This window comes from Stenotrophomonas sp. 115C5 (assembly GCF_056861055.1).
In genome coordinates this window covers 82,860-105,313 of sequence record NZ_JBSPUQ010000006.1, presented here as the reverse complement: position 1 = coordinate 105,313, position 22,454 = coordinate 82,860, and the positions used below count along the sequence as shown (strand labels likewise).

Here is a 22,454-nt window from a genome sequence, read left to right as displayed (position 1 = left end):
GCGGTCTCTTCCAGGATGACGAGGGCGGAACAATGGCAAGGCAGATTCGTGGTCGCAAAGCTCGGCAGAAGGGTTTCAGCCTGATCGAGATCATGGTGGTGGTGGTGATCATCGGCATCCTCGCCGCGCTGATCGTGCCGCGGTTGATGGACCGTCCGGACCAGGCACGGGTGGTGGCGGCGCGCCAGGACATCGCGGCGCTGATGCAGGCATTGAAACTGTTCAAGCTGGACAATGGTCGCTATCCCAGTGCCGAACAGGGCCTGCAGGCACTGGTGAAGCCCCCGCAGGGCGGTGGCGCGATGCCGGTCACGCCCTATCTGGATCGCCTGCCCAATGACCCGTGGGGCCATCCGTACCAGTATCAGATACCTGGCACCCACGGCGACATCGATGTGTTCTCGCTGGGTGCGGACAGCAAGCCCGGTGGCGACGCCGGGAACGCGGACATCGGCTCCTGGCAGCTGTGAGGCAGGCCGATGTCAGCCCGGATGCGTTCTTTTTCGAGTGTCCGTCAACGTGGCATGGCGGTGATTGTCGCCCTGCTGGTGGTGGCACTGGTGGCGGTGATTGCCACGGCACTGCTGACCCGGCAGTCGGCCCAGCTGCGCGCGCTGCGTGGCGACCAGCTGCGCGCACAGGTACGCATGGCCGTGGACGTAACGCTGGAGCGTGCAGCGCAGCAGCTGCGTGAGGATGTAAAGGAACAGCTGACCACGGTGCGCAGCGGGCGCTGGGCCCGCCCGTTGGAGCTGCAGGCGCCGTTGCCGGTGCAGCTGCAACTGGTCGATGCGCAGTCGATGTTCAACCTGCGCAACCTGCTGGCGCATGGCAGGCCGGACCCCGAGGCGCGGCGCGCGTTCATCGCGTTGTGTGCCGGGCAGGGGCTGGGCCAGGGCGCCTGCGCATCCGCCGCGGACCACATCCAGGCGCGCCTGCGCGATGGCGACATGCAGGCGCAGGCGCCGCTGCCGCGTGAATCACTGATCGAACAGGCGCTGGCCGGCGCTGACCCGGTAGCGCTGCAGGCGCTGGCGCGGCGCACCGTGGTGCTGCCGGCGCAGACCCTGGTCAACGCCAACACCAGCGACCTGCGCGTTCTGCAGGCGGTGACGCCTGCGGTCGAACCGGCACGGCTGCAGGCGCTGCTCGGTGAGCGCGACGCTGGTCATTGGCTGCTCAATCGCGGCGACATCGCCAATCGACTCCAACTGAGCAACGAACAGATGGCCGTGCTTCCCCTGGGTATCCATAGCGAGTGGTTCCTTGCCGTCGGCCAGGTGCAGGCTGACGGCAGCGCGGTTGATTTTCGCGCGCTGCTCTGGCGCGAGTACCGCGACGATGGCGTGCGTGTGCAACGCGTGTGGACGAGGATCGGCGCATGACCGTGCAGCTTCGGGTGCGCTTGCCGGCGCTTGAGCGTCTGCGCGCCGACAGCGCGGTGGACTGGGCGCAGCTGCACAAGGGCGAGGTGCTGGCTCACGGCCGCGACACGCTGGCGGCGCTGGGGCTGCGCCATCCGCAGGCTGCGGTGCATGCCTGCCTCGATCCGAACGACCTGATCCTGCTGGAACTGCAGTTGCCACCGTTGTCCGGGCGCCGTCTGCAGTCGGCGCTGCAGGGTGAGGTGGAGGCGATGCTGCTGGATGACCTGCAGGAGGTAGCGCTGGCCCACGGTGTGCAGGCGACGGACGGCACGGTTCCTGTGACCTGGTTGGGCCAGCAGGCGGTCCTGCAGGCGCAGCAGCTGCTGGCTTCGTGTGCACTGCGGCTGCAGGCACTGTATCCGACGCCGCTGCTGCTGCCCTGGCAGGACGGCCATGCCACGCTGCAGATCAGCGGCGAGCACCTGCTGGTACGCAGCGGGCGCGATCGGGGTTTCGTTCAATGGTATGGCGGACGTGATGCCTGTGCGGTGATGCAGGCGTTGGCAGTGCGCCTGCAACAGGCCGGCGTGCAGGCCGTGCAGTGGATCGATGGTGTGCCGCCGACGTGGCCGGACAGTCTGCCGGCCACCGCCATCCCCCATGAACGGCAGGCCTCTGGCCCCTTGCCAGGCTGGTCATTGCCGCTGCCCGGGGCGGGCCAGAAAGCGCCGCGGCTTGCGATCGGGCTGGCATTGGCGGCGATGTTGCTGGCCGCGCTCGGTCTGCAACTGCAGGTCTCGCGGTGGCGAAGTGAGGGCGAGGCCCTGCAACAGGACATGGCACGCCAGTTCAGCGCACGCTTCCCGGAAATCACCGACGTGGTGGACCCGGTGCTGCAGGCAAGGCGAGCACTGGCCGTGCCACTGCCGGCGCCGCCGTTGCCGCCGCTGCAGCGTCAGGTAGCCGGCACGCTGCAGGCGGTTCCGGAGCTGGCGGGACAGGTACGCAGCCTGCATTACCAGCCCGGGCAGCTGGACATGGAGCTGGATGCCGACGCCCAGGCATTGGCCGACGATCCGCAGCGGCTTGAGCATTGGCAGCAAGCGGTCCAGGCGCAGGGCCTCCAGTTGGCGCGCGAAGCCGGTGGACGCCTGCGGGTGAGCGGAGCTGGACAGTGACGACCCGGACCCTGCGGCTGGTCGCGGGAATGACGGGCGTGCAGCAGCGCTGGCAACGCCTGCCACCGCGCGACCGGCTGATGCTGTGGGTGATGGTGGTGGCGCTGCTGGCGGCGGGTCTGTGGATGTTGTGGCTGGAGCCGCTGCTGAAGCAGCGCACGCACTGGCAGGCCGAGCTGCCGCGGCTGCAGGCGCAGGCGCGTGTCCTGGCGCCACTGCTGCACGCACGCGAGCGCCAGCAGCGGACGCAGGGGCAGCGCCCGACGATGGCCAGGTTGCGTGACGGAATCAAGTCGGCCGGCCTCGCCGACGGACTGCATATCGAAGCGCGCGACGGGCGCTGGCACCTGCAGGTGCAGGCGGTGCCCGCTGACGCGCTGTGGAACTGGCTGCTGCCCGTGCTGGCCGATCCGGCCATCGAACTGCAGCAGCTGCAACTGACACGCACAGGGGATGCGAACATGCCGGCGGCACGGATTTCCGGAAACATCGTGATGGCGCTCAACGTGGGTGCCCATCCATGAGGGCGATGCGCAGCCTTGCCTGCAGTACCGCACTGGCCCTGATCGTGTGCATGGCCCACGCACCGGCGCCGGTGCTGGCGCAGGACACCCGCGATGAGCCGGTGCAGTTGAACCTGGTGGATACCGATATCGGTGGCGTGTTGCGCATGGCGGCACGCTTCACCGGACGCCAGTTCCTGGTCGACCCACGGGTGACCGGCAAGATGACAGTGGTTTCCGATGGTCCGGTCAGCCGTACCCAGGCCTACCAGTTGCTGCTGGGCGCACTGCGCATGCGTGGCTTCGCGGTGGTTGAGAACGGCGGCGTCAGCCGGGTGGTGCCGCAGGCCGATGCCAAGCTGCTTGGTGGCCGGGTCGGTAGTGGTGGTGCAGGGGGCGAGGTCGCCACGCGCACCTTCGCGCTGCGCTACGAGAACGCGGCCGCGCTGGTGGCAGTGCTGCGGCCGATGATCAGCCCGGACAATCCGATCACCGCCAATCCGGGCAACAACACCCTGGTGATCACCGACTACGCCGACAACCTGGAGCGCATCGCGCGGGTGATCGCCAGCGTCGATACGCCGGCCGGCATGGACACCGATGTGGTGAAGCTGCAGCAGGGCATTGCGGTTGACGTAGCGGCGATGGTCGCGCCGCTGCTGGATGCGCAGGGCGCCGAGCCCACCCAGAAGGTGGTGGTGATGGCCGACCCGCGCAGCAACAGCGTGCTGCTGCGCTCCAGCAGTCCCGGCCGCACCCGCCTGGCGCGGCAGCTGGTGGAGAAGCTGGACCGCGCCCAGGACGAGTCCGGCAACCTGCATGTGGTCTACCTGCGCAATGCCCAGGCCAACCAGCTGGCCGGTGTGTTGCGAGGCGTGGTGGCGGGGCAGAGCGATGCACCGGCGATGGGCAGCAATGAAGGCATCACACCACTGCCGGGTGACGCCAACCGTTCCACGCCAACGCAGCCGTCGCAGCCGCAGCAGGCCAAGACCGGAGGCAATGCGCTGGAATCGCAGCGCCTGGACCCCAGCCGCCGTGACCCGATCGATGCGGGAAGCACCGGCTTCAGCCAGAACGGCATCTCGGTGCAGGCGGACGTGGCCACCAACACGCTGCTGATCTCGGCGCCGGAGCCGGTGTACCGCAACCTGCGGCGGGTGATCGACCAGCTCGACCAGCGCCGTGCACAGGTGCTGGTCGAGAGCCTGATCGTGGAGGTCAACCAGACCGACGCGGCCGAGCTAGGCGTGCAGTGGACGCTGGGCAATGGACGCACCTTTGGTGGCACCCACTTCGGTGGTGCCACCGGCGGTAGCGGGCTCAATACCGGCGCGCGTACCACGCTGGACGTGCTGCCCAAGGATGGCCTGAAGATCGGCGTGATCGACGGCACCATCAACCTACCCGGTGTCGGCCAGATCCTCAACATGAAAGCGCTGGCCACTGCGCTGCAGAGCAAGGGCGGTGCCAACATCCTGTCCACGCCGAACCTGATGACGCTGGACAACGAGGCGGCCAGCATCATGGTCGGCCAGACCGTACCGTTCGTCAGCGGCCGCTACGTGACCGACGGCGGTGGCGGCAGCAACAACCCGTTCCAGACCATCGTGCGCGAGGACGTGGGCCTGAAGCTGCGGGTGCGCCCGCAGATCTCCGAGGGCGGAACGGTGAAGCTGGACATCTACCAGGAAGTCAGCAGCATCGACGCGCAGAGTGCCAACAGTGCCGCCGGCATCATCACCAACAAGCGTGCGCTGGATACCAGCGTGCTGCTGGACGATGGCCAGATCATGGTCCTGGGTGGCCTGCTGGAGGACAACGTCAGCCACGGTCGTGATGCGGTGCCGGGGCTGGGCAAGCTGCCGTTGCTGGGGGCGCTGTTCCGCAGTGATACGCGCAAGCGCTCCAAGACCAACCTGATGGTGTTCCTGCGCCCGCACGTGGTGCGCGACCCCGCCGCCGGCCAGCGTCTGACCCGCGACCGCTACGACTACATGCGCAACGCGCAGGCCAGCGCGCAGCCGGTACAGAGCTGGGCATTGCCGGCGCTGTCGGCACCACAGCTGCCGCCGCAGGACCTGTCTGTACTCGGCCAGGGCAATGTGCGCGACGGGCAGGGCCAGCCGCTGCAGAACACCAGCCTGGCGGCGTTGTATCCGGCCGGTGACGGCGACGCGCAGCTGGTGCAGTTCGCGCAGGGGCTGGACCCGGCCCGTGCCAGCCAGGGGGTTGCACAGGTGCGGGCACTGGGCCTGCAGGCCTACGCGGAGGCGACGCCGGGCGAGAGTGGGCAACGCCTGCGCGTGCGCCTGCCGCGTGATCCGGCGACGCTGGATCCGGCATTGCAGCAGCTGCGCGGGCTGGGCTACACGCCGGAACTGGTGATCGGGCCGTGAGCGCGTCTGCGCCACTGCCGTATGCCTGGGTGCGCAGCCATGGCGTGATGCTGTCCGAGGCGGGCGGCGAGCCCGTGTTGCTGGGCACCGCCGACACCGCGGCGTGGGCCGTGGCCGAACTGCGCCGCCGGCATGGCCCGCTGCCGTTCCATGCGCTGGATGCGGCGACCTGGCAGCAGCGGCTGGGTGAGCAATACCGTGACGGCGGCGATGCCGCTGCCGTGGTCGGTGCCGCCGAAAGCGAAGTCGACCTGGACCGGCTGATGCAGGACATGCCGGAGGTCACCGATCTGCTGGATGCGCAGGACGATGCACCGGTGATCCGCATGATCAATGCGCTGTTGGCACAGGCCGCACGCGATGGCGCCAGCGATCTGCATATCGAACCGTTCGAGACCCATTCGGTGGTGCGCTACCGTGTCGACGGCACGCTGCGCGACATGGTGCAGCCGCGTCGCGCGTTGCATGCAGCACTGGTTTCGCGCATCAAGATCATGGCCCACCTGGACATCGCCGAGAAGCGGCTGCCGCAGGACGGGCGCATCGCGATCCGCGTGGGCGGGCGGCCGCTGGATATCCGTGTCTCCACGGTGCCGACCGGGCATGGCGAGCGCGCCGTGCTGCGACTGCTGGAGAAGGATGCCGGCCGCCTGCAGCTGCAGCGCCTGGGCATGGCGGATGACACCCTGGCCACGTTCACCGGGTTGATCCGGCAGCCACATGGCATCGTGCTGGTCACCGGGCCGACCGGTAGCGGCAAGACCACGTCGCTGTACGCCGCACTGGGCCAGCTCGACAGCAGCACCAGCAACATCCTCACCGTGGAAGATCCGGTGGAGTACGACTTTGCAGGCATCGGCCAGATCCAGGTCAACGCACGCATCGGCATGAGCTTCGGCACCGCGCTGCGCGCGATCCTGCGCCAGGACCCGGACACGATCATGATCGGCGAGATCCGCGACCTGGAAACCGCGCAGATCGCTGTGCAGTCGTCACTGACTGGGCATGGCGTCCTGGCCTCGCTGCACACCAACGATGCGATCTCGGCGGTGACCCGCCTGGCCGACATGGGCGTGGAGCCTTTCCTGCTGGCGTCCTCGCTGCGCGGCGTGCTGGCGCAGCGGCTGGTGCGGCGGCTGTGCACGCAGTGCCGGCGTGCCGAGGTGGACGGCGAGGGTCGTACCGTATGGCGCGCTGTGGGCTGCGCGGCCTGCGGCAATAGCGGCTATCGGGGACGCACTGGCATCCATGAACTGTTCGTGGTCGACGACCGCGTGCGCGCGTTGATCCATGAAGGACAGGGTGAGCCCGCGCTGCGCGAGGCGGCCCGGCGTGCCGGCATGCGGACCTTGCGGCAGGACGGCCAGCGCTGGGTCGACAGCGGGGTGACCACGCTGGAAGAGATCCTGCGCGTCACCGGCGACGATTGAGGCCTGCATGGCACTGTTCGACTACCAGGCTGCCAACGCGCAGGGCCGCATCGAGAAGGGTCAGCTGGATGCCGACAGCCCGCGCGGTGCGCGCCAGCTGCTGCGTGGGCGCGGGCTGACCCCTGTGCAGGTGAGTGCGGCGCGCAGTGCCGGCAGTGGTTGGGGGGCTCGCCGGTTGTCTGCCAGCGAGCTGGCCTGGGCCACGCGCCAGCTGGCCAGCCTGCTGGCCGCCAGCCTGCCGTTGGAAGGTGCTTTGAGTGCGGTGATCGAGCAGGCCGAGCGCCCGCATGTTGCGCAGGCGCTCACTGCAGTTCGCGCCGACGTGCGCGCAGGCCAGCGGCTGACCGTGGCGCTGGCCGCGCGGCCACGCGATTTTCCACCGATCTATCGGGCGCTGGTGGGGGCGGGTGAAGACTCCGGCGACCTGGCGCGAGTGATGGAGCGCCTGGCCGACTACATCGAAGAACGCAACGCGCTGCAGGCCAAGGTGCTGACCGCCTTCATCTACCCGGCGGCGATCAGCCTGGTGTCGGTGGCGATCGTGATCTTCCTGCTCAGCTACGTGGTGCCACAGGTGGTGACCGCGTTCGTGCAGGCGCGGCAGACGCTGCCGATGCTGACCCAGGTGATGCTGGCGGCCAGCGCCTTCGTGCGCAGCTGGGGCGTGTGGGTGGGGCTGGGCATCGCTGCGCTGGTGGTGGCGTGGCGGCTGGCGCTGCGCCGGCCAGAGCTGCGCCTGCGCTGGGATGCGCTGTTGCTGAGGGTGCCGATGATCGGGCGCTTCGTGTTGGGCGTGAACAGTGCGCGCTTCGCCTCGACGCTGGCGATCCTGCTCGATGCCGGCGTGCCGCTGCTGCGTGCGCTGGAGGCGGCACGACAGACGCTTGGCAATGCATTGCTGGCGCGCTGTGCCGATGACGTATCTGGGCGCGTGCGCGAAGGTGCCGCGCTTGGCTCTGCGCTGAAGGTACAGAAGGTGTATCCGCCGATCCTGGTGCACCTGGTGGCCAGTGGCGAAAAGACCGGTTCGCTGGCGCCGTTGCTGGATCGCGCTGCGCAGACGATCTCGCGGGAGATCGAGCGTCGCGCGATGGCGCTGACCGCGCTGCTGGAACCCACCATGATCCTGGTGATGGGCGGCGTGGTGCTGACGATCGTGCTGGCGGTGCTGATGCCGATCATGGAAATGAACCAACTGGTGCAGTAGATCCGCGCCATGCGTGGATGGATCACCGCGCCATGGGCGGCACATCCACGCATGGCGTGGATCTACTGACAGCTGGATTCCTCCACACAATCCTCCACACCTTTTTCTGATCTTCCAGAGGTTTCTTAAGCGGCCTGTCATCGGCGCGCACCAGCATAGCCACGTCGCCGCAGAGTGGGCTGGGAGGCCCTCGGCGGCAGCAGGCGTGTAGTGACCGTTCCTCCCTTGGCGTTTCCCTTCGCAGTAAACCCTTCAGGAGAAGATCATGAACAAGTACAAGACCCTGGCCGCGCTGGTTGCCACCGCGCTGCTGGCCACTGCCGGTGCCGCTTCGGCGCAGACTGTCACCGGCGGCGGCGCTTCGCTGCCGGCCGACCTCTACAAGGGTTCGTCCGACAGCATTCTGCCGGCGAACTTCACCTACGCCGTGACCGGTTCGGGCACCGGCAAGAAGGCCTTCCTGGAAAACAACTCGCTGCTGTTCTCGACCACCGGCACCGTGCACTTCGCCGGCAGCGATTCGGTGCTGAGCAACACCGAGCTGACCACCTACACCACCAACTTCAACCAGCCGACCAATGCCAACCGCTACGGCGCGCTGATCCAGGTGCCGTCGGTGGCCACCTCGGTCACCATCCCGTTCAACAAGGCCGGTTCTGCGGTGAACCTGAGCGTGGCGCAGATCTGCGGCGTGTTCTCGGGTGCGATCAGCGACTGGTCGACCATCGATGCCAACCGCAGCGGCCCGATCCAGGTCGTGTACCGCCCGGAAAGCAGCGGCACCAGCGAAATGTTCAGCCGCTTCCTGACCGCGGCCTGTGCCGCTGAGAACGCTGAAACCTCGAAGCTGGTGGGCGGCAAGTTCGCCATCAAGTCGACCTTCGCCGACCTGTACAAGCGCGATGCCAACGGCAACCTGCCGGCGTTCCTGGTGCCCGCCCCGGCTACCGGTGGCACCTCGCTGTACAACGCTGTCTACGCTGCTGAAGGACGTATCGGCTACGTTGGCCCGGACGTGATCCCGAACGTGACCGATGCGACCAAGGTCGCCAAGGTCAAGGGCTTCTCGCCGGACCAGGTGAGCGTGCAGGCCACCCTGGACACCGTCGCTCCGCCGACCGGCACCGCTGCCGAGGACCCCGCCAACTGGGTGCCGGTGTTCGGCAACCCGTCGGCCGGCTATCCGATCGCCGGCTACACCAACCTGGTAATCGGCCAGTGCTACAAGGATTCGAGCGTCGCCACCAGCCTGCGCGGCTTCCTGGCCCGCCACTATCCTGCGACCTACACCGTCGCGTATGAGAAGTCGATCACCGACCACGGCTTCATTCCGCTGACCAAGGCCTGGCGCGATGCGATCCGCAACCGTTTCGTGCTGGCCAGCAGCACTGCCGGCCTGAACAATCCCAGCACCTGCGCCGGCATCGGTCGTCCGCTGTAATCCGCAGCACTGGTTGAATCCTGCTTGACCCGACGCCGGCCCTTGGGCCGGCGTCGCCATTTCCGCGACGGTGCCGCCGCTGCAGCGTTTCGCTGTCGGCTTCGTGTCACGTGAACCGTCTATCAGTGGCAGGGCATGCGTTGCGCGTGTCTCCCCGATCGTCGCCGCAGCCGCGGCCCACCAGGTTGATGAGGTTCCGATGTCGCACCCGCTCCCGTCCGCTGTTCATCCGGCCGCGCCGATGCGCCGCAATCATCCGATGGCGTGGGCCATCGCGGTCGCCTTGGGCAGCATGGTGGCCCCGGCCAGCCAGGCGCAGCAGGCGTTCAGCCCGGGCTGGTTCGCTGAGCGGGGCGCGGCCCAGGGCAGCGCGGCACAGAGTGGCCGGATGCCCAACGGTGTGCCGATCCAGTTCCAGTTGCCGGCCCAGCAGCAGGATGCAGCACGGCAGAAGCTGCAGCAGTCGATCGACAACCTCGGCACGGCGGCGCAGGCGATTGCCCTGCAGCAGCGGCTGCAGGAACAGGCGCGGCAGGCGCGCCGCGAGGCTGGCTTCATCGTTGCCGATGGCCTCGGCAAGGATGGCCTGAGCGTCGACCAGAACCCGCTGACCCGCGGCTGGCTCAATGCGCGCGACGCAATCCAGTCGCAGGGCAGCGACGGGCGGGTGCAGGTTACGGTTGAGCAGACCGCGGACAAGGCGATCCTGAACTGGGAGACCTTCAATATCGGCGGCAACACCACGCTGAACTTCCTGCAGAACCCTGACTGGGCAGTCCTGAACCGCGTCAATGATCCGCAGGCGCGGCCCAGCCAGATCCTGGGCCAGCTGAAGGCCAATGGCACGGTGTTCGTGGCCAACCGCAACGGGGTGGTGTTCGGCAACAACAGCCAGGTCAATGTACGCAATCTGCTGGCGGCTGCAGCACGGATCAGCGATGCGCAGTTCCGTGACAACGGCCTGTACAGCCCCGACGCCAGCAGCAGCGCGCTCATCGATGCATTTGGCAAGGTGATGGTGGAGCAGGGTGCCCGCATCGCGACCCATGAGCCGACCAGCGCGACGCGCGGCGGTGGCTACGTGCTGCTGGCCGGGCACAGCGTGGAGAATGCTGGCCATATCGAAGCGCGCAAGGGCCAGGTGCAGCTCGCTGCCGGTGACAGTTTCGTGATCCGGCGCGGCGTGGGTACGGCGACCAATACGAGCTCCACCACCCGCGGCAATGAAATCGCGCCGCGCTTCGTCGCTGGCAGCACGGCGGGCAGCGTGCGCAACACCGGTCTGCTGCGCGCCCGCGAGGGTGACGTGACCCTGGCCGGGCGCAACGTCGAGCAGGCCGGTGTGGCCGTGGCCAGCACCACGCTAGCGCAGCGCGGCACCGTGCATCTTCTGGCTTCGGCCAGTGATGCCGGCAGCAGCGTCACGCTTGCCGATGGAGCCACCACGGCGGTGCTGGTCGAGGACGATGGCAAGGCCACGGTGCTGGATACGCAGCGCAACAGCCTCATCAAGGAGTCGGCAGAGCAGGACGCGATCCGCGCCGGCGCGCGCTCGGCAACCTTCGACAATCTGTCCCAGCACAATGATCGCCGGGACCAGTCGAGGGTGGAGATCGTCTCGGGTGGCAACATCCATTTCAGCGCGGATTCGCTGACGGTTGCCACGGGCGGCCAGATCATCGCCGACGCGGCAGCCCGCAGCTACGTAGACGACGCGTCACGCGTGGACGTGTCCGGCGCAGTGGGCGTACAGGTGTCGATGGAAAGCAACAATGTCCAGGTCAAGGTGCAGGGCAACGAACTGCGCGATGCCCTGGACAACCGCGATAGCGGCAAGCTGACCAGCAGCGAGGTCTGGGTCGACCGCCGCAGGCTGGTCCACGTTCCGGCCGGTACCGGGGGCTACGCGGGTGAGCGCTGGTACGCGGCGGGTGGCCTGCTGGAAGTGGGCGGCTATCTCGACAACCAGGGGCACTCGATCGGCGAATGGGCCGCGCAGGGAGGCACCGTCCTGCTGGGCGGCAGGGAAGTGATCACGCATGGCGGCTCACGCATCAACCTTGCCGGTGGCAGCCTGGATGTGCAGAGTGGCGTGATCCGGCAGAGTTGGGTGCGCGGCGTCGATGGCCAGGTCTACCGCCTTGATGACGCGCCGGCCGAGATGCTGTTCGATGGCCTGTACAGCGGCCATGAAGTAAAGCAGGAGCGTTGGGGCATCACCGAGACCTTCCGTGATCCGATTGTATTCGCGGCGCAGCGTGTCGATAACGGATACACGGTCGGCCGCGATGCAGGACGCCTGATCATCTCCGCACCGACCGCGGTGCTGGATGGAAAGGTTGAGACGGCTACCTTCCAGGGCGCGCAGCAGAACCGCAGGCCGGATACCGCGCTGGAGGGTTATGCGCAGGCGCAGACGGCGGTCGCGCGCAATGCGCAGCTGTACCTGGGGCGCTACGACGGCCAGGGCCGCAGCGGTGTGTTCGGCTCGGATGTGCGCCTGGATGACAAGGCTCGGACGAAGGCCGCGTGGTCGCTGCTGGCCCCGGTCAACGAGAAGCGGCGTGACACGGTGTGGCTGGATATCGCAGAGCTGAGTGCCCAGCAGTGGGGACGGATCGACCTGGCGACCGCCGATCGCATCCGCATCGACGGCAACCTCCGGCTTCAGGCAGGTGGACAGCTCAACCTGACCGGCAGCGAGGTGGAACTGGCAGGCGACATCGGCATTGCCGGCGGCCAGCTGTCGGCGGGCAACCTGCTGGATGTCCAGGGCCGGCCGACGGCGCTGCTGCACGATGGCCGCACGCGAACCGCCATCGCCGACGGCACGCGGATCGATCTCTCCGGTGAATGGAGCAACGCGACACTGGCGATGCCGCGCGACGCGAGCGGTGCCTGGACGGATGGCGGCCGCCTGAGCCTGAGCAACAGTCATGACGTGGTCGTGGGCGCCGAGGTAACGGTCGACGTCGAGGCCGGCGCCGCGTTGGACCTGCGTGGCAAGGGCCACATCGGCAAAGGTGGCAGCATCAGCCTGCAGGCGAACAGCAGCACGGTTACGACCGACGGCAGTGGCCGGGTGCAACTGGGCGAGGGGAGCCGGTTCAGTGGTCGAGGACAGGGCAGCGGTTCCTTCTCGCTGGGGACCGGTGGCCAGGTGCGGGTGGGGGACGCGGACCTGGCGGGCGCGTCGCTGCGACTGGACCCCAGCCTGTTCGGCAGTGGCTTTGCACAGTACGACATCAATGGCCACCAGGGCCTGGAAGTGACCGATGGCGCGCAACTGGTCGCAGCCATGCCAGGCCTGCGCCTGACCCAGGATGCGCGGATGGCAACGGATCGGGCGACCGCACTGGCGGCGTGGGATGCGCCGCTGTACAGCGCCGATCCGTCGAGCGGGCGCGTCAGCCAGCGCTCGGGTGCGAGCATCAGCCTGCGTTCGGACCGCAACAACGTGGGCGGTGACCTGCGGGTCGGCAAGGATGCACTGGTGGCGGTCGATCCAGGGCAGACGATCTCGCTGCTTGGTGCAGGCAACATCGATGTTGAAGGCACGCTGCGCGCGAAGGGCGGCCGCATCCTGATCGACGATGTGCGCCCGGAAAACGCGCTGTACGCCGGGCAGCGCACCGAACGCACCTGGCGTTTCGCCGAAGGCGCGCTGCTGGATGCCGATGCAGACGCGATTTCGCTGCCCGATTCCAGGGGCCGCCTGCGCGGGCAGGTGCGTGCAGGTGGACGCATCGAGATTGGCGGGGCGCTGGACTGGGAGACCACCGCATTCGTCGACAACCGACCACCGGAAGCCTTCGTGGTGGTCGAACGCGGTGCGCGCCTGCAGGCGCGGGGCGCGTCGGCCGAACTGGACATCGATGGCCAGGGCCGCGTGCGCGTGGACAGCGACGGCGGGCAAATCGTGCTGCGTTCGGCCAACGCGCTGTACCTGGAGGGCGGGATGGACGCGGCCGCCGGTGGTGCCGGCGCACGCGGGGGCACGCTTGGCCTGGCCTTTGGCGGGAGCATCCATGCACGTGGCGCCAGCGAGGAGGTACTGCGAGCGCGTGCGATCAGCCTCAGCCAGCACAGCGCACCGGCGCAGCCACTGCCGGCCGCATTGGAATATGGCCACGCCGCGTTGTCGGTCGAGCAGCTGCAGGCCGGCGGCTTCGACAACCTGTCCGTGTTCGGTGACATCCGCGCCGTCGGCGATGTCGACCTGCGCCTGGCCCAGAGCCTGCGCATCCACGGCCAGGGCACTTCTAGTCTGGGCATGGCCGTGGACGCCGTGCCGTCGTCGGCGTTGCGCCTGAGTGCGCCCTACGTCCGCCTGGCGCAGGCGCGCTGGCGCCAGCTGGCGGGCGAGAACCTGCTGGTCACGGCCGAGGTGGCCTCTGCGGCACCGGACCGGCATTCGCTGGCGGTGCAGGCCGAGCTGATCGACATCCGCGACGTCACCTGGCTGCCCGGGTTCGAACACGTGGCACTGGAAAGCCGCAGCGACGTGCGCCTGACCAACGGCATTGCCAGCAGTGGCAGTACCAGCGCGTTGATGACGGCCGGTTCGATGGACGTGACCGCTGCCCGCCTGTACCCCACCACAGGCGCGGTCGGCACGCTGGTGGCCGGCGCCTCGGCGCAGACCGTGCAGACCGCTGATTACTGGGCCGATCCGGATGCCGTGCTGCGCATCCACGGCACCGGTGCGGCCACGAAGCCGGCGCCGGAATCGGCGCTGGGTACGCTTCGCCTGGTGGCGGCCACGGTGCAGCAGGGCGGCAACGTACAGGCGCCGATGGGCACGCTGCAGCTGGGTGGCCTTATCCAGAACGGAACCGTCGGCAGCCGGGTGGAACTGCTGCCAGGCAGCGTAACCTCGACCAGTGGCGCCGGCTTGTCGCTGCCCTATGGTGGCACCGTCGATGGTGTCGACTGGCGGGTCGGTACGCGCAGCCTGGGTTCGCTGACGCCGGCCGGCATCTCCTCGATGGGGGTGACCTTGAAGGCGAATGAGATCGAGGTGGCGCCGGGGGCACTGCTGGACATGTCCGGCGGTGGTGAGTTGACCGGTGCCGCCTTTGTGTCAGGACGCGGTGGCTCTGTCGACGTGCTGCGAACGGCGTTGGCCGACGCCAATCCGCGCTATGAATTCAGTGCGTCGGGCAACCCGGTGTATGCGATCGTGCCGGGACGCGCCGGGACATTTGCCCCCAGCGGCGAGGAAGGATTCGCCGCACCGGCCGTGGGCCAGCAGATCACCGTGCCGGCGGGCGTGCCCGGCCTGGCGGCAGGCACCTACACGCTGATGCCGGCCAGCTATGCGCTGCAGCCCGGTGCATTCCGGGTTGAGCTGGGCGCCACCGGCACCTCGGGCATCGCGCAACCCATCGCGACCGGCACCGGCACCTGGCGCGTGTCCGGGCAGCAGCGCACGGCGCTGGGCGCGGCAATCTCGCCGTTGCTCACCGACATCCTGCTGACCCCGGCCGCAGTAGTACGCCGGCACTCGGGCTACAACGAAACCTCCTACAACAGCTTCGCGCAATCGGTGGCCGACCGCCGCGGCGAGTCGCGTGGCTGGCAGACCATCGATGCGCTCGGGTTGACCCTTGCGCTGGGCGAAGGCGCAGGTCGTGCAGACGCGCCTGCCATCCGCTTTGCCGGCACCGCGCGGTTCGGCGCCGCCACCGACAACGGGCGCGGCGGCACGCTGACAGCCACGTTGGCCAGCCCGGCGGTCGGTTCACTGGAGATCGTCGATGGCGGTGCGCAATCGCAGGCGCGTGATCGCGGTGCCACCTTCAGCGACGACGCGCTCAATGCCTTCCTGCCGGCGCGGATGATGATCGGCGGGCAGTTCAACCAGGAGGCCTCGCAGGTGGCGGTGACCGGCCAGGCGCGCAGCGTGGCGATCCGTTCCGGCGTCACCTTGAACGCACCGGAAGTGCTGGTGGCAGCGGCCTCCGGTGGCAGCGGCGTGCTGGTCGAGGCCGGTGCGACCCTCGATACACTGCCGTTCGCATCCGCCAACGCGAATGCCAGCGCGACCCTGCCTTACCAGGTCTCCGGCGGCCTGCTGGCGGTGTCCAACCAGCGCCTGAACCTGATCACCGGCACCACCGGGGTGGAGGCCGGTCCAGTGGCGATCGACATCGGGGGGTGCCAGACGGCGTGCGACGGCCAGACCCGGCTGGTTTCCGATGGCAGCATCGCGGTAGCGACCGATGGCACGCTGCAGATGCGCGACTCGGCCAGCTATGGCACCCGCCAGCTCGGCCTGAGCATGGCGGCGCTGAACCTCGGCAGTGCCGAAGCGATCGCCCAGGCCGCTGCGGCAGGTGCGCTGCCCAGTGGCATGACCATGAACCAGTCCGTGCTGCAGCAACTGCTGCGCGGCAATGATGCCATCGGCGCGCCGGCGCTGGACACGCTGAGCCTGGTCGCGCGGGACTCTGTCAACGTGTTCGGCAGCGTCGACCTGGACGCGCGCGACAGTGCTACCGGCCGCAGTGGCCTGCAGACGCTCGTGCTTGGTGCGCAGGCCATCCACGGCTACGGTGCTGCGACTGACCGGGCGCGCATCCTGGTGGACACGCTGGTCTGGGACGGCTCATTGGCGGCGAGCCAAGCGCCGGGCAGTGACGCGTCGGTGCCGCCGGCCGATCCGATGGTGGACCGGCTCGGCGCCGGGCAGCTGGACATCGTCACCCGCCAGCTGCAGCTGGGGCGGGCACCGTTCAGCCGCCCCAGCTCCGAGGTGCCGGCGAACCGGCAGGTCCTCGGATTCAGCGCGCTCAACCTGGGTGCTTCCGAGCGGCTGTCGTTCTCCGCGCAGGGTACGCTGGACGTGTTCCAGCAGCGTGGCGACTATCTGGCCGACAAGGGCTGGCAGTACAGCGGAGGCAGCCTCGGCATCGATACCCCCCTGTTGACCGCCGGTGCCGCCGCGCAGCTGCGCGTGCGCAGCGGCGGCGACTTCCGCCTGCAGGGTGGCGCCGGCAAGGCGGGTGGCGACGCACTGGGCAGTGAGCTGAGCATCGACGCCAATAGGATCGCGCTGGACAGCACGATCGCGCTGGCGTCAGGACGGCTGTCGGCGAACGCGCGCGAGGGCATCACACTTGGCAGCCTGGCGGCGCTGGACCTCGCCGGGCGCAAGGTCTCGCTGTACGACGTGGACAAGTTCAGCTGGGGCGGCGATGTCCTGCTGTCCAGCGACACGGGGGACATCCGCACCGATGCTGCCTCCCGCATCGATGTTTCCGCCCGCAACAACCGCGGCGGGCGCCTGACGGTCACCGCAATGGCCGGCCGAGCCGATCTGGCCGGTGATCTGCAGGGCGCCGCCAGTGGCCGCTATGACGCCGGTGGCACGCTGGTGCCGTACGACGGTGGCGAACTGGTGGTGCGGGCACGCCAGTTGCAGGATTTCGCCGGCCTGAACCAGCGACTGACCGCCGGCGGCGTTGTCGGGAGTCGCAGCTTCCAGATCGGCGAAGGCGATCTGCGGATCGGTGACGAAGTGAAGGCGCGCCGGGTCGACATCAGCGTCGATGCGGGCAGCCTGACCGTGGCCGGCCGCATCGATGCCAGCGGCGAGCAGGTCGGCAGCATCCGCCTGTACGCCCGCGATCAGTTGCAGGTGGACGGCACGCTGGACGCGCACGGTACCGGCCTGCGCGTGGACAGTCATGGCAAGATCATCGACAGTCCGAACCGGGCCACCATCACGCTGGGCAGCGCCGAAGGCGCCGTTGGTCTGGGCAGCGCGGCGCACCTGGACCTGCGTGCAGGCAGCGACGTTGCCGTCGGTGACGGCCCTGGACAGAACGACGGTTTGGCGCGGGGCTCGCTGAAGATTGATGTGCCGCGGCTGGGCAGCAACGACGCGGCGATTGCTGCAGCCAATGGCGTGCGCATCGATGGCGCGGCCGACATCCAGCTCAATGGTTTCCGCCGCTACGACGATGCGCCCCTGGCCAGCACCGCTGATGTGCGCGGCAACCGCGCGCAGCTGGTCACCCAGCAGTGGCTGGACCGGGTGGTCGATCCGCACAGCGTGGCGTGGATCGATGGTGCGCTGGGCAACCCGGACCTGCAGCAGCGCACGCGCGCGCTGGGCGACGTCCGCCTTCGTCCCGGCGTGCAGGTGCTGGCGCGGCGCAGCATCGCCAATCCGGAGGGCGATCTGACCATTTCCGGCGACATCGATCTGTCCGGCTACCGCTACGGCCCCGATGCCAACCGTGCCGATCCATCGCGGCGTGGCTTCGGCGAATCGGCCTCGCTGGTGCTGCGGGCCGAAGGCAACATCAACGTCTACGGCAGCATCAACGATGGGTTCGCACCGCCGCCGTCCACGCCGGATGAGGGTGGCTGGCAGCTGTATGAGGGTCGCAATGGCAGCGCGGGGCACACCCCCTTTGGCGGCGGCCTGGTGGTGCCGGTGGACGGAGTGAAGCTGCAGCCCGGCACCGAGTTCCAGGCCGGCACCCGCCTGAACTATGACGTGCCGGTCGAATCGGTAACGCTTCCGGTCGGTACCGTGCTGCCCGCGCCGATGGTGATCTCGCAGAGCCTGCGCCTGCCAGCGGGCACGGTGCTGGGTGCGGCGGTGACCACCGACTCCGGGCAGACGCTGGCGGCGGGCACCGTGCTGCAGGAGCCGCTGGTGTTGGCGGCCGGTGCGCGCCTGGGGGCCGGCTTCCGCCTGCGCAGTGCCGTACAGATGGCGGCACAGGAATGGCCCGCCGGCGCGATGCTGCCGGTTGCGTTGCGCCTGGCACGGGAAGTCGAGCTCAAGGTGGGCGCGTACATCCCATCGTTGACCAAGGTGGAGTTGCCCGGCAACGGGCCGGTGAATCTGCGGCCGGCCGATGCCGACGGCAACCAAGGGCGCAACTGGGCGCTGGCGCCGATGCTGGCCGAGGGCACCACCTCCTGGGACCTGACCGTGGTTGCCGGCGCCGATGCCGGGGCAGCCGATCCACGCAGCCGGCGCTGGGGCAGCGAAGGCAGCGTGGTACTGGCCGACACGCACCAGGGCTCGATCGGTACGGTCAAGACCGAAATCATCTGGGTGGGTGATCGTGCGTTGACTGAGCGGGCATCGCTGGACTGGATCGGCGACACCTCCTATGCGGGCCGTCCGATCGCGGAGCTGGCCGACATGTACGGCTTCACCGAAGATGAGTTCTGCGCGATGTCGGCCGACTACTGCGGCCCGGCCCCCCGCCAGGTGGCCGCGCAGGGCTCGCTGGATTTCTGGGGTGACGAGTCCTACGTGGGCACCCCTGCGAAGGACTTCGCGGCGATGTTCGGCATGACCGAAGACCAGTTCTGCAGCACCGCACCCAGCTACTGCGCCGGCGGTGGCACGCAGACCGAAGTGACCACCTACGGCAAGCGCGCGGGCACGCCGGCCTGGAGCGTGCTGCGCACCGGCAAGGGTGACCTGGAACTGCTCGCTGCCGGTGATGTCGTGATGAAGTCCGGCTTCGGTGTGTACACGGCGGGCACTCCCACCACGCTGGGCGAGGGCCGCGACGCTGCCTTCAATTCGCCCCGTGCAGCAGCCCCCAGGAACACCGCACTGCTGGGTCCGAACCTGGTGCCGGGCAGCTATGATGCTGCGTTGGCCGGCTACCGGGCCTGGTATCCCGATCATGGTGGCAACCTGCGCGTCGAAGCCGGGCGCGATATCGTCGGTGACGTCTGGACCGGGCGCGCAGAGTCGGGCACCAGCGAGCGCGACTGGGCGCTGTACTCCAGTGCCGCGGTCGGCAATTGGCTGTGGCGGCAGGGAACCGGCAGCACCACCGGCGTGGAGCCGGTGCCGACCAGCTGGTGGGTGAACTTTGGCGCCTACACCAACGTGTCCGCTGCTGCTGGCGCCTCTCCGCGGATGGTCGGCTTCACCGGCTTCGGCACATTGGGCGGCGGCAACCTGACGCTGGAGGCCGGGCGTGACGCCGGCGTGCGCGATGCGATAGGTGACGCGCTGGACTCGATGATCGCACCGCGCTCGGGAGCGATCATCGCGGCGGTGGGATCGACCGGCCGTGTCAGCGATGGCCAGCTGCACCTGACCGGCGGCGGCGACCTGCAACTGCGTATCGGTGGCGCACTGAATCCGAATCTGCGGGCGACGTTCTCCAGCCTCAATGCCTCCAGGGCGGGACAGAATCTCGACCTCAACGGTACCTTCAGCAATCTGCGTGGCAGCCTGCAGCTGGATGCGGGGCGCCTCGGTGCAATGGGCGTCACCCTGGAAAGCTACGCGACGCTGGGTCAGCAGCGCGCGGCAGACCTGTTTGCGCCCGACGCCGCCCGCGCGATGGGCGGGCCGGTACTGGTGCTGGGCGACGCTGCCGCGCAGCTGCAGGCACGGGGCGATGTGGTGCTCGGCGGCGTCGCCGATGCAGGCCGGGTTCCGCTGGCCAACTACAGCACAGTGCTGCAGGATGATGGCGCGCGCGCTGCAGGCAGCACGTGGTTCTCCCTGTGGACGGCCAACACGGCCGTGGATCTGTTCAGTGCCGGTGGCGACCTTGCGCCGGGCCTCGCCGGGCCGGAAAACGTGACGGGCAGCAATCTGTGGCCGGAGCGGGTCCCGCTTGTTGTGGGCGGCGGCGAGGATCTGCTGAATTACTGGCTCTATCCTTCGCGCTTCAGTGCCATTGCTGCGCAGGGCGACATCAAGCTGGACCGGATCAGCACCACGCCGGGGACGCAGGATGTGATCCTGCTGGCCCCCTCAGCGACGGGACGGCTGGACGTCCTGGCCGGTGGCAGCATCTTCGCCCAGCGCGGCGCTACCCAGATCGCGCGCTCCGGTGCGGATGCGCGCCTGCCGGGACCATTCGACCCCGCATTCCTGGCCCAGCAGGGGGATTCAGGCGGTAATGTGACCCGCTCGCGGCACAACCTGTCGGTCGACGGCAACACCGCCTCGCCGGAGGCGTCGCTTCCGCTGTTCGCGTTCGGTCCGAATACCCCGCTGTCCACAGTGTCTGCGGCACTGGCGCCGAGCCGTTTCTACGCGGTGCAGGGCGACATCATTGGTCTGGCCACCGGCGCCCAGCGCACGCTGAATGTCAACGCGGGACAGCGCACGCAGCTGAACTGGTTCGAGGCCGCCGGCGCCGTGCAACTGCGGGCAGGCCGTGACATCCTCGGGGTGTCGATGACCGCGTTGAACACCACGCCCACCGATATCACGGTGGCGGCGGCGGGCCGCGACATCGTGCATCTGAACGCGACCATCGCCGGCCCCGGCAATGCCGAGATCAGTGCCGGCCGCCAGCTGCGCCAGGAGGATGCAGGCAGCATCGTCAGCCTCGGTGGCATCGTGCAGGGCGACACCCGTCCCGGCGCCAGCATCGCGCTGACGGCCGGCAACCAGCAGATCGATTTCGCGGCCCTGCGTACTCGCTATCTGGACCCCGGCAACCTTGCCGATCCCGCGCAATCGCTTGCGTCGCAGCCGGGCAAGGCAGTCAAGGTGTACGACCAGGAACTTAAGCAGTGGCTGCAGCAACGCTTCGGCGTGGCTGCCGACGGCGACGGGGCGCTGGCCGCGTTCGATGCGCTGCCGCAGGAACAGCAGCGCATCTTCCTGCGCCAGATCTATTACGCCGAGTTGCGCGAAGGTGGACGTGAGTATACCGATGCAGAAGGGCCCCGCTTCGGCTCCTACCTACGTGGACGCGAAGCCATTGCTACGCTGATGCCGGACAAGGGGGGGACCGGAGCGATGATCGACCGCACCGGCGATATCGTGATGTACGGTGGCTCCGGCGTGCGCACCGAGGCGGGTGGCAACATCGAGCTGATGGCGCCGGGAGGGCAGATCGTGATCGGTGTGCAGGGCGTGGTGCCACCGGCCAGTGCCGGACTGGTGACCCAAGGGCAAGGTGATATCCGGCTGTTCAGCCAGGACAGCGTGCTGCTGGGCCTGTCGCGGGTGATGACCACGTTCGGAGGCGACATCCTGGCGTGGTCGGAGCAGGGTGACATCAATGCCGGTCGTGGTTCGCAGACCACGTTGTTGTACACGCCACCGCGCCGCGTCTATGACGGCTGGGGCAATGTGATCCTGTCGCCACAGGCTCCCGCCAGTGGCGCAGGCATCGCAACGTTGAACCCCATTGCCGAAGTGCCCCCGGGCGACGTCGACCTGATCGCGCCGCTGGGCACCATCGACGCGGGCGAAGCGGGTATCCGTGTCTCCGGCAACATCAACCTGGCCGCACTGCAGGTGCTGAACGCGGCCAACATCCAGGTGCAGGGCGAGAGCAAGGGCCTGCCGGTGCTGGCATCGGTCAACGTCAATGCGCTGGCCTCGGCCAGTGCGGCAGCGAACAGCGCCAGCCAGGCGGCACAGGATGTGATGCGCAAGAGCCAGGACGACGCACGGCGCAACCAGCCGTCGGTGATCAGCGTGCAGATCCTCGGCTTCGGCAGCGGCACCAGCAGCATCAATCCGCCGGCGCGTGGCAACACGGCCAACAGCGGCTATGACGCCAACAGTGCCTTCCAGTTCCCGCAGGCCAGCCGCGACGAGGGCACACAGCGCCGCTAGGTGCCGACCTTGGTCGGCACACATTGCTGCCGATCGCGCTCGGCAGTAGATCCACGCCATGCGTGGATGCGACCGGGCCGGAAGAACGAACAGCATCGGGCCAGCCGCCACGGAGCGGTGGCGGCCCCAGCCAGGACGGCACGGAGGGCAGGGAGCGGCCATCAGCGGTGAGGACCACCGACACAGCGCCGCCGGGTGCAGGAGAGCACCCGGCGGCAGGCGGGGGGATCCATGCAATGCGCGGATTCCGGAGCCAACAACAATGCCGACCAACGGTCGGCACCCACCAAGGCACGGTCGGCGCCCAGATCCACGCCGTGCGTGGATGCTTTGCCTGGGAAGAATC

The 22,454-nt window shown here is 68.6% G+C and carries 9 protein-coding genes; all 9 read left to right on the top strand.

Features of this window, described 5'->3' with window-relative positions:
- The first annotated feature begins 32 nt into the window (after positions 1-32).
- The 9 genes from gspG to AC13FN_RS09690 all read left to right on the top strand — a co-directional run bounded on the left by gspG (position 33) and on the right by AC13FN_RS09690 (position 22,108).
- Positions 33-470 (top strand): type II secretion system major pseudopilin GspG, encoded by a 438-nt coding sequence (gene gspG, locus AC13FN_RS09730; RefSeq protein WP_049437566.1) that lies wholly within the window; start codon positions 33-35, stop codon positions 468-470.
- 9 nt (positions 471-479) lie between these two features.
- Positions 480-1,385, top strand: a complete 906-nt coding sequence (gene gspK, locus AC13FN_RS09725; RefSeq protein ID WP_049437565.1) for a type II secretion system minor pseudopilin GspK — start codon at positions 480-482, stop codon at positions 1,383-1,385.
- Positions 1,382-2,545: a type II secretion system protein GspL gene (gene gspL, locus AC13FN_RS09720; RefSeq protein ID WP_049437564.1), complete on the top strand. Its 1,164-nt coding sequence runs from the start codon at positions 1,382-1,384 to the stop codon at positions 2,543-2,545. The genes gspK and gspL overlap by 4 nt, the downstream gene beginning before the upstream one ends.
- Positions 2,542-3,069: a type II secretion system protein GspM gene (gene gspM / locus AC13FN_RS09715; RefSeq protein WP_049437563.1), complete on the top strand. Its 528-nt coding sequence runs from the start codon at positions 2,542-2,544 to the stop codon at positions 3,067-3,069. Before gspL ends, gspM begins: the two co-directional genes overlap by 4 nt.
- Positions 3,066-5,447 carry a type II secretion system secretin GspD gene (gspD, locus tag AC13FN_RS09710; protein ID WP_482984686.1) on the top strand — a complete coding sequence of 794 codons (2,382 nt, stop codon included), beginning with the start codon at positions 3,066-3,068 and terminating at the stop codon, positions 5,445-5,447. Before gspM ends, gspD begins: the two co-directional genes overlap by 4 nt.
- Positions 5,444-6,877 (top strand): type II secretion system ATPase GspE, encoded by a 1,434-nt coding sequence (gene gspE / locus AC13FN_RS09705; RefSeq protein WP_049437560.1) that lies wholly within the window; start codon positions 5,444-5,446, stop codon positions 6,875-6,877. Before gspD ends, gspE begins: the two co-directional genes overlap by 4 nt.
- Positions 6,878-6,884: 7 nt before the next feature.
- Positions 6,885-8,084 carry a type II secretion system inner membrane protein GspF gene (gene gspF / locus AC13FN_RS09700; protein ID WP_049437558.1) on the top strand — a complete coding sequence of 400 codons (1,200 nt, stop codon included), beginning with the start codon at positions 6,885-6,887 and terminating at the stop codon, positions 8,082-8,084.
- A gap of 265 nt (positions 8,085-8,349) precedes the next feature.
- The gene (locus AC13FN_RS09695) at positions 8,350-9,525 is read left to right on the top strand and encodes a substrate-binding domain-containing protein (RefSeq protein ID WP_049437555.1); all 1,176 of its coding nucleotides are present in this window, start codon (positions 8,350-8,352) and stop codon (positions 9,523-9,525) included.
- A gap of 199 nt (positions 9,526-9,724) precedes the next feature.
- A complete protein-coding gene (locus tag AC13FN_RS09690; RefSeq protein WP_482984687.1) occupies positions 9,725-22,108 on the top strand; it encodes a filamentous haemagglutinin family protein in 12,384 nt (4,127 codons plus the stop codon).
- Positions 22,109-22,454 lie beyond the last annotated feature (346 nt).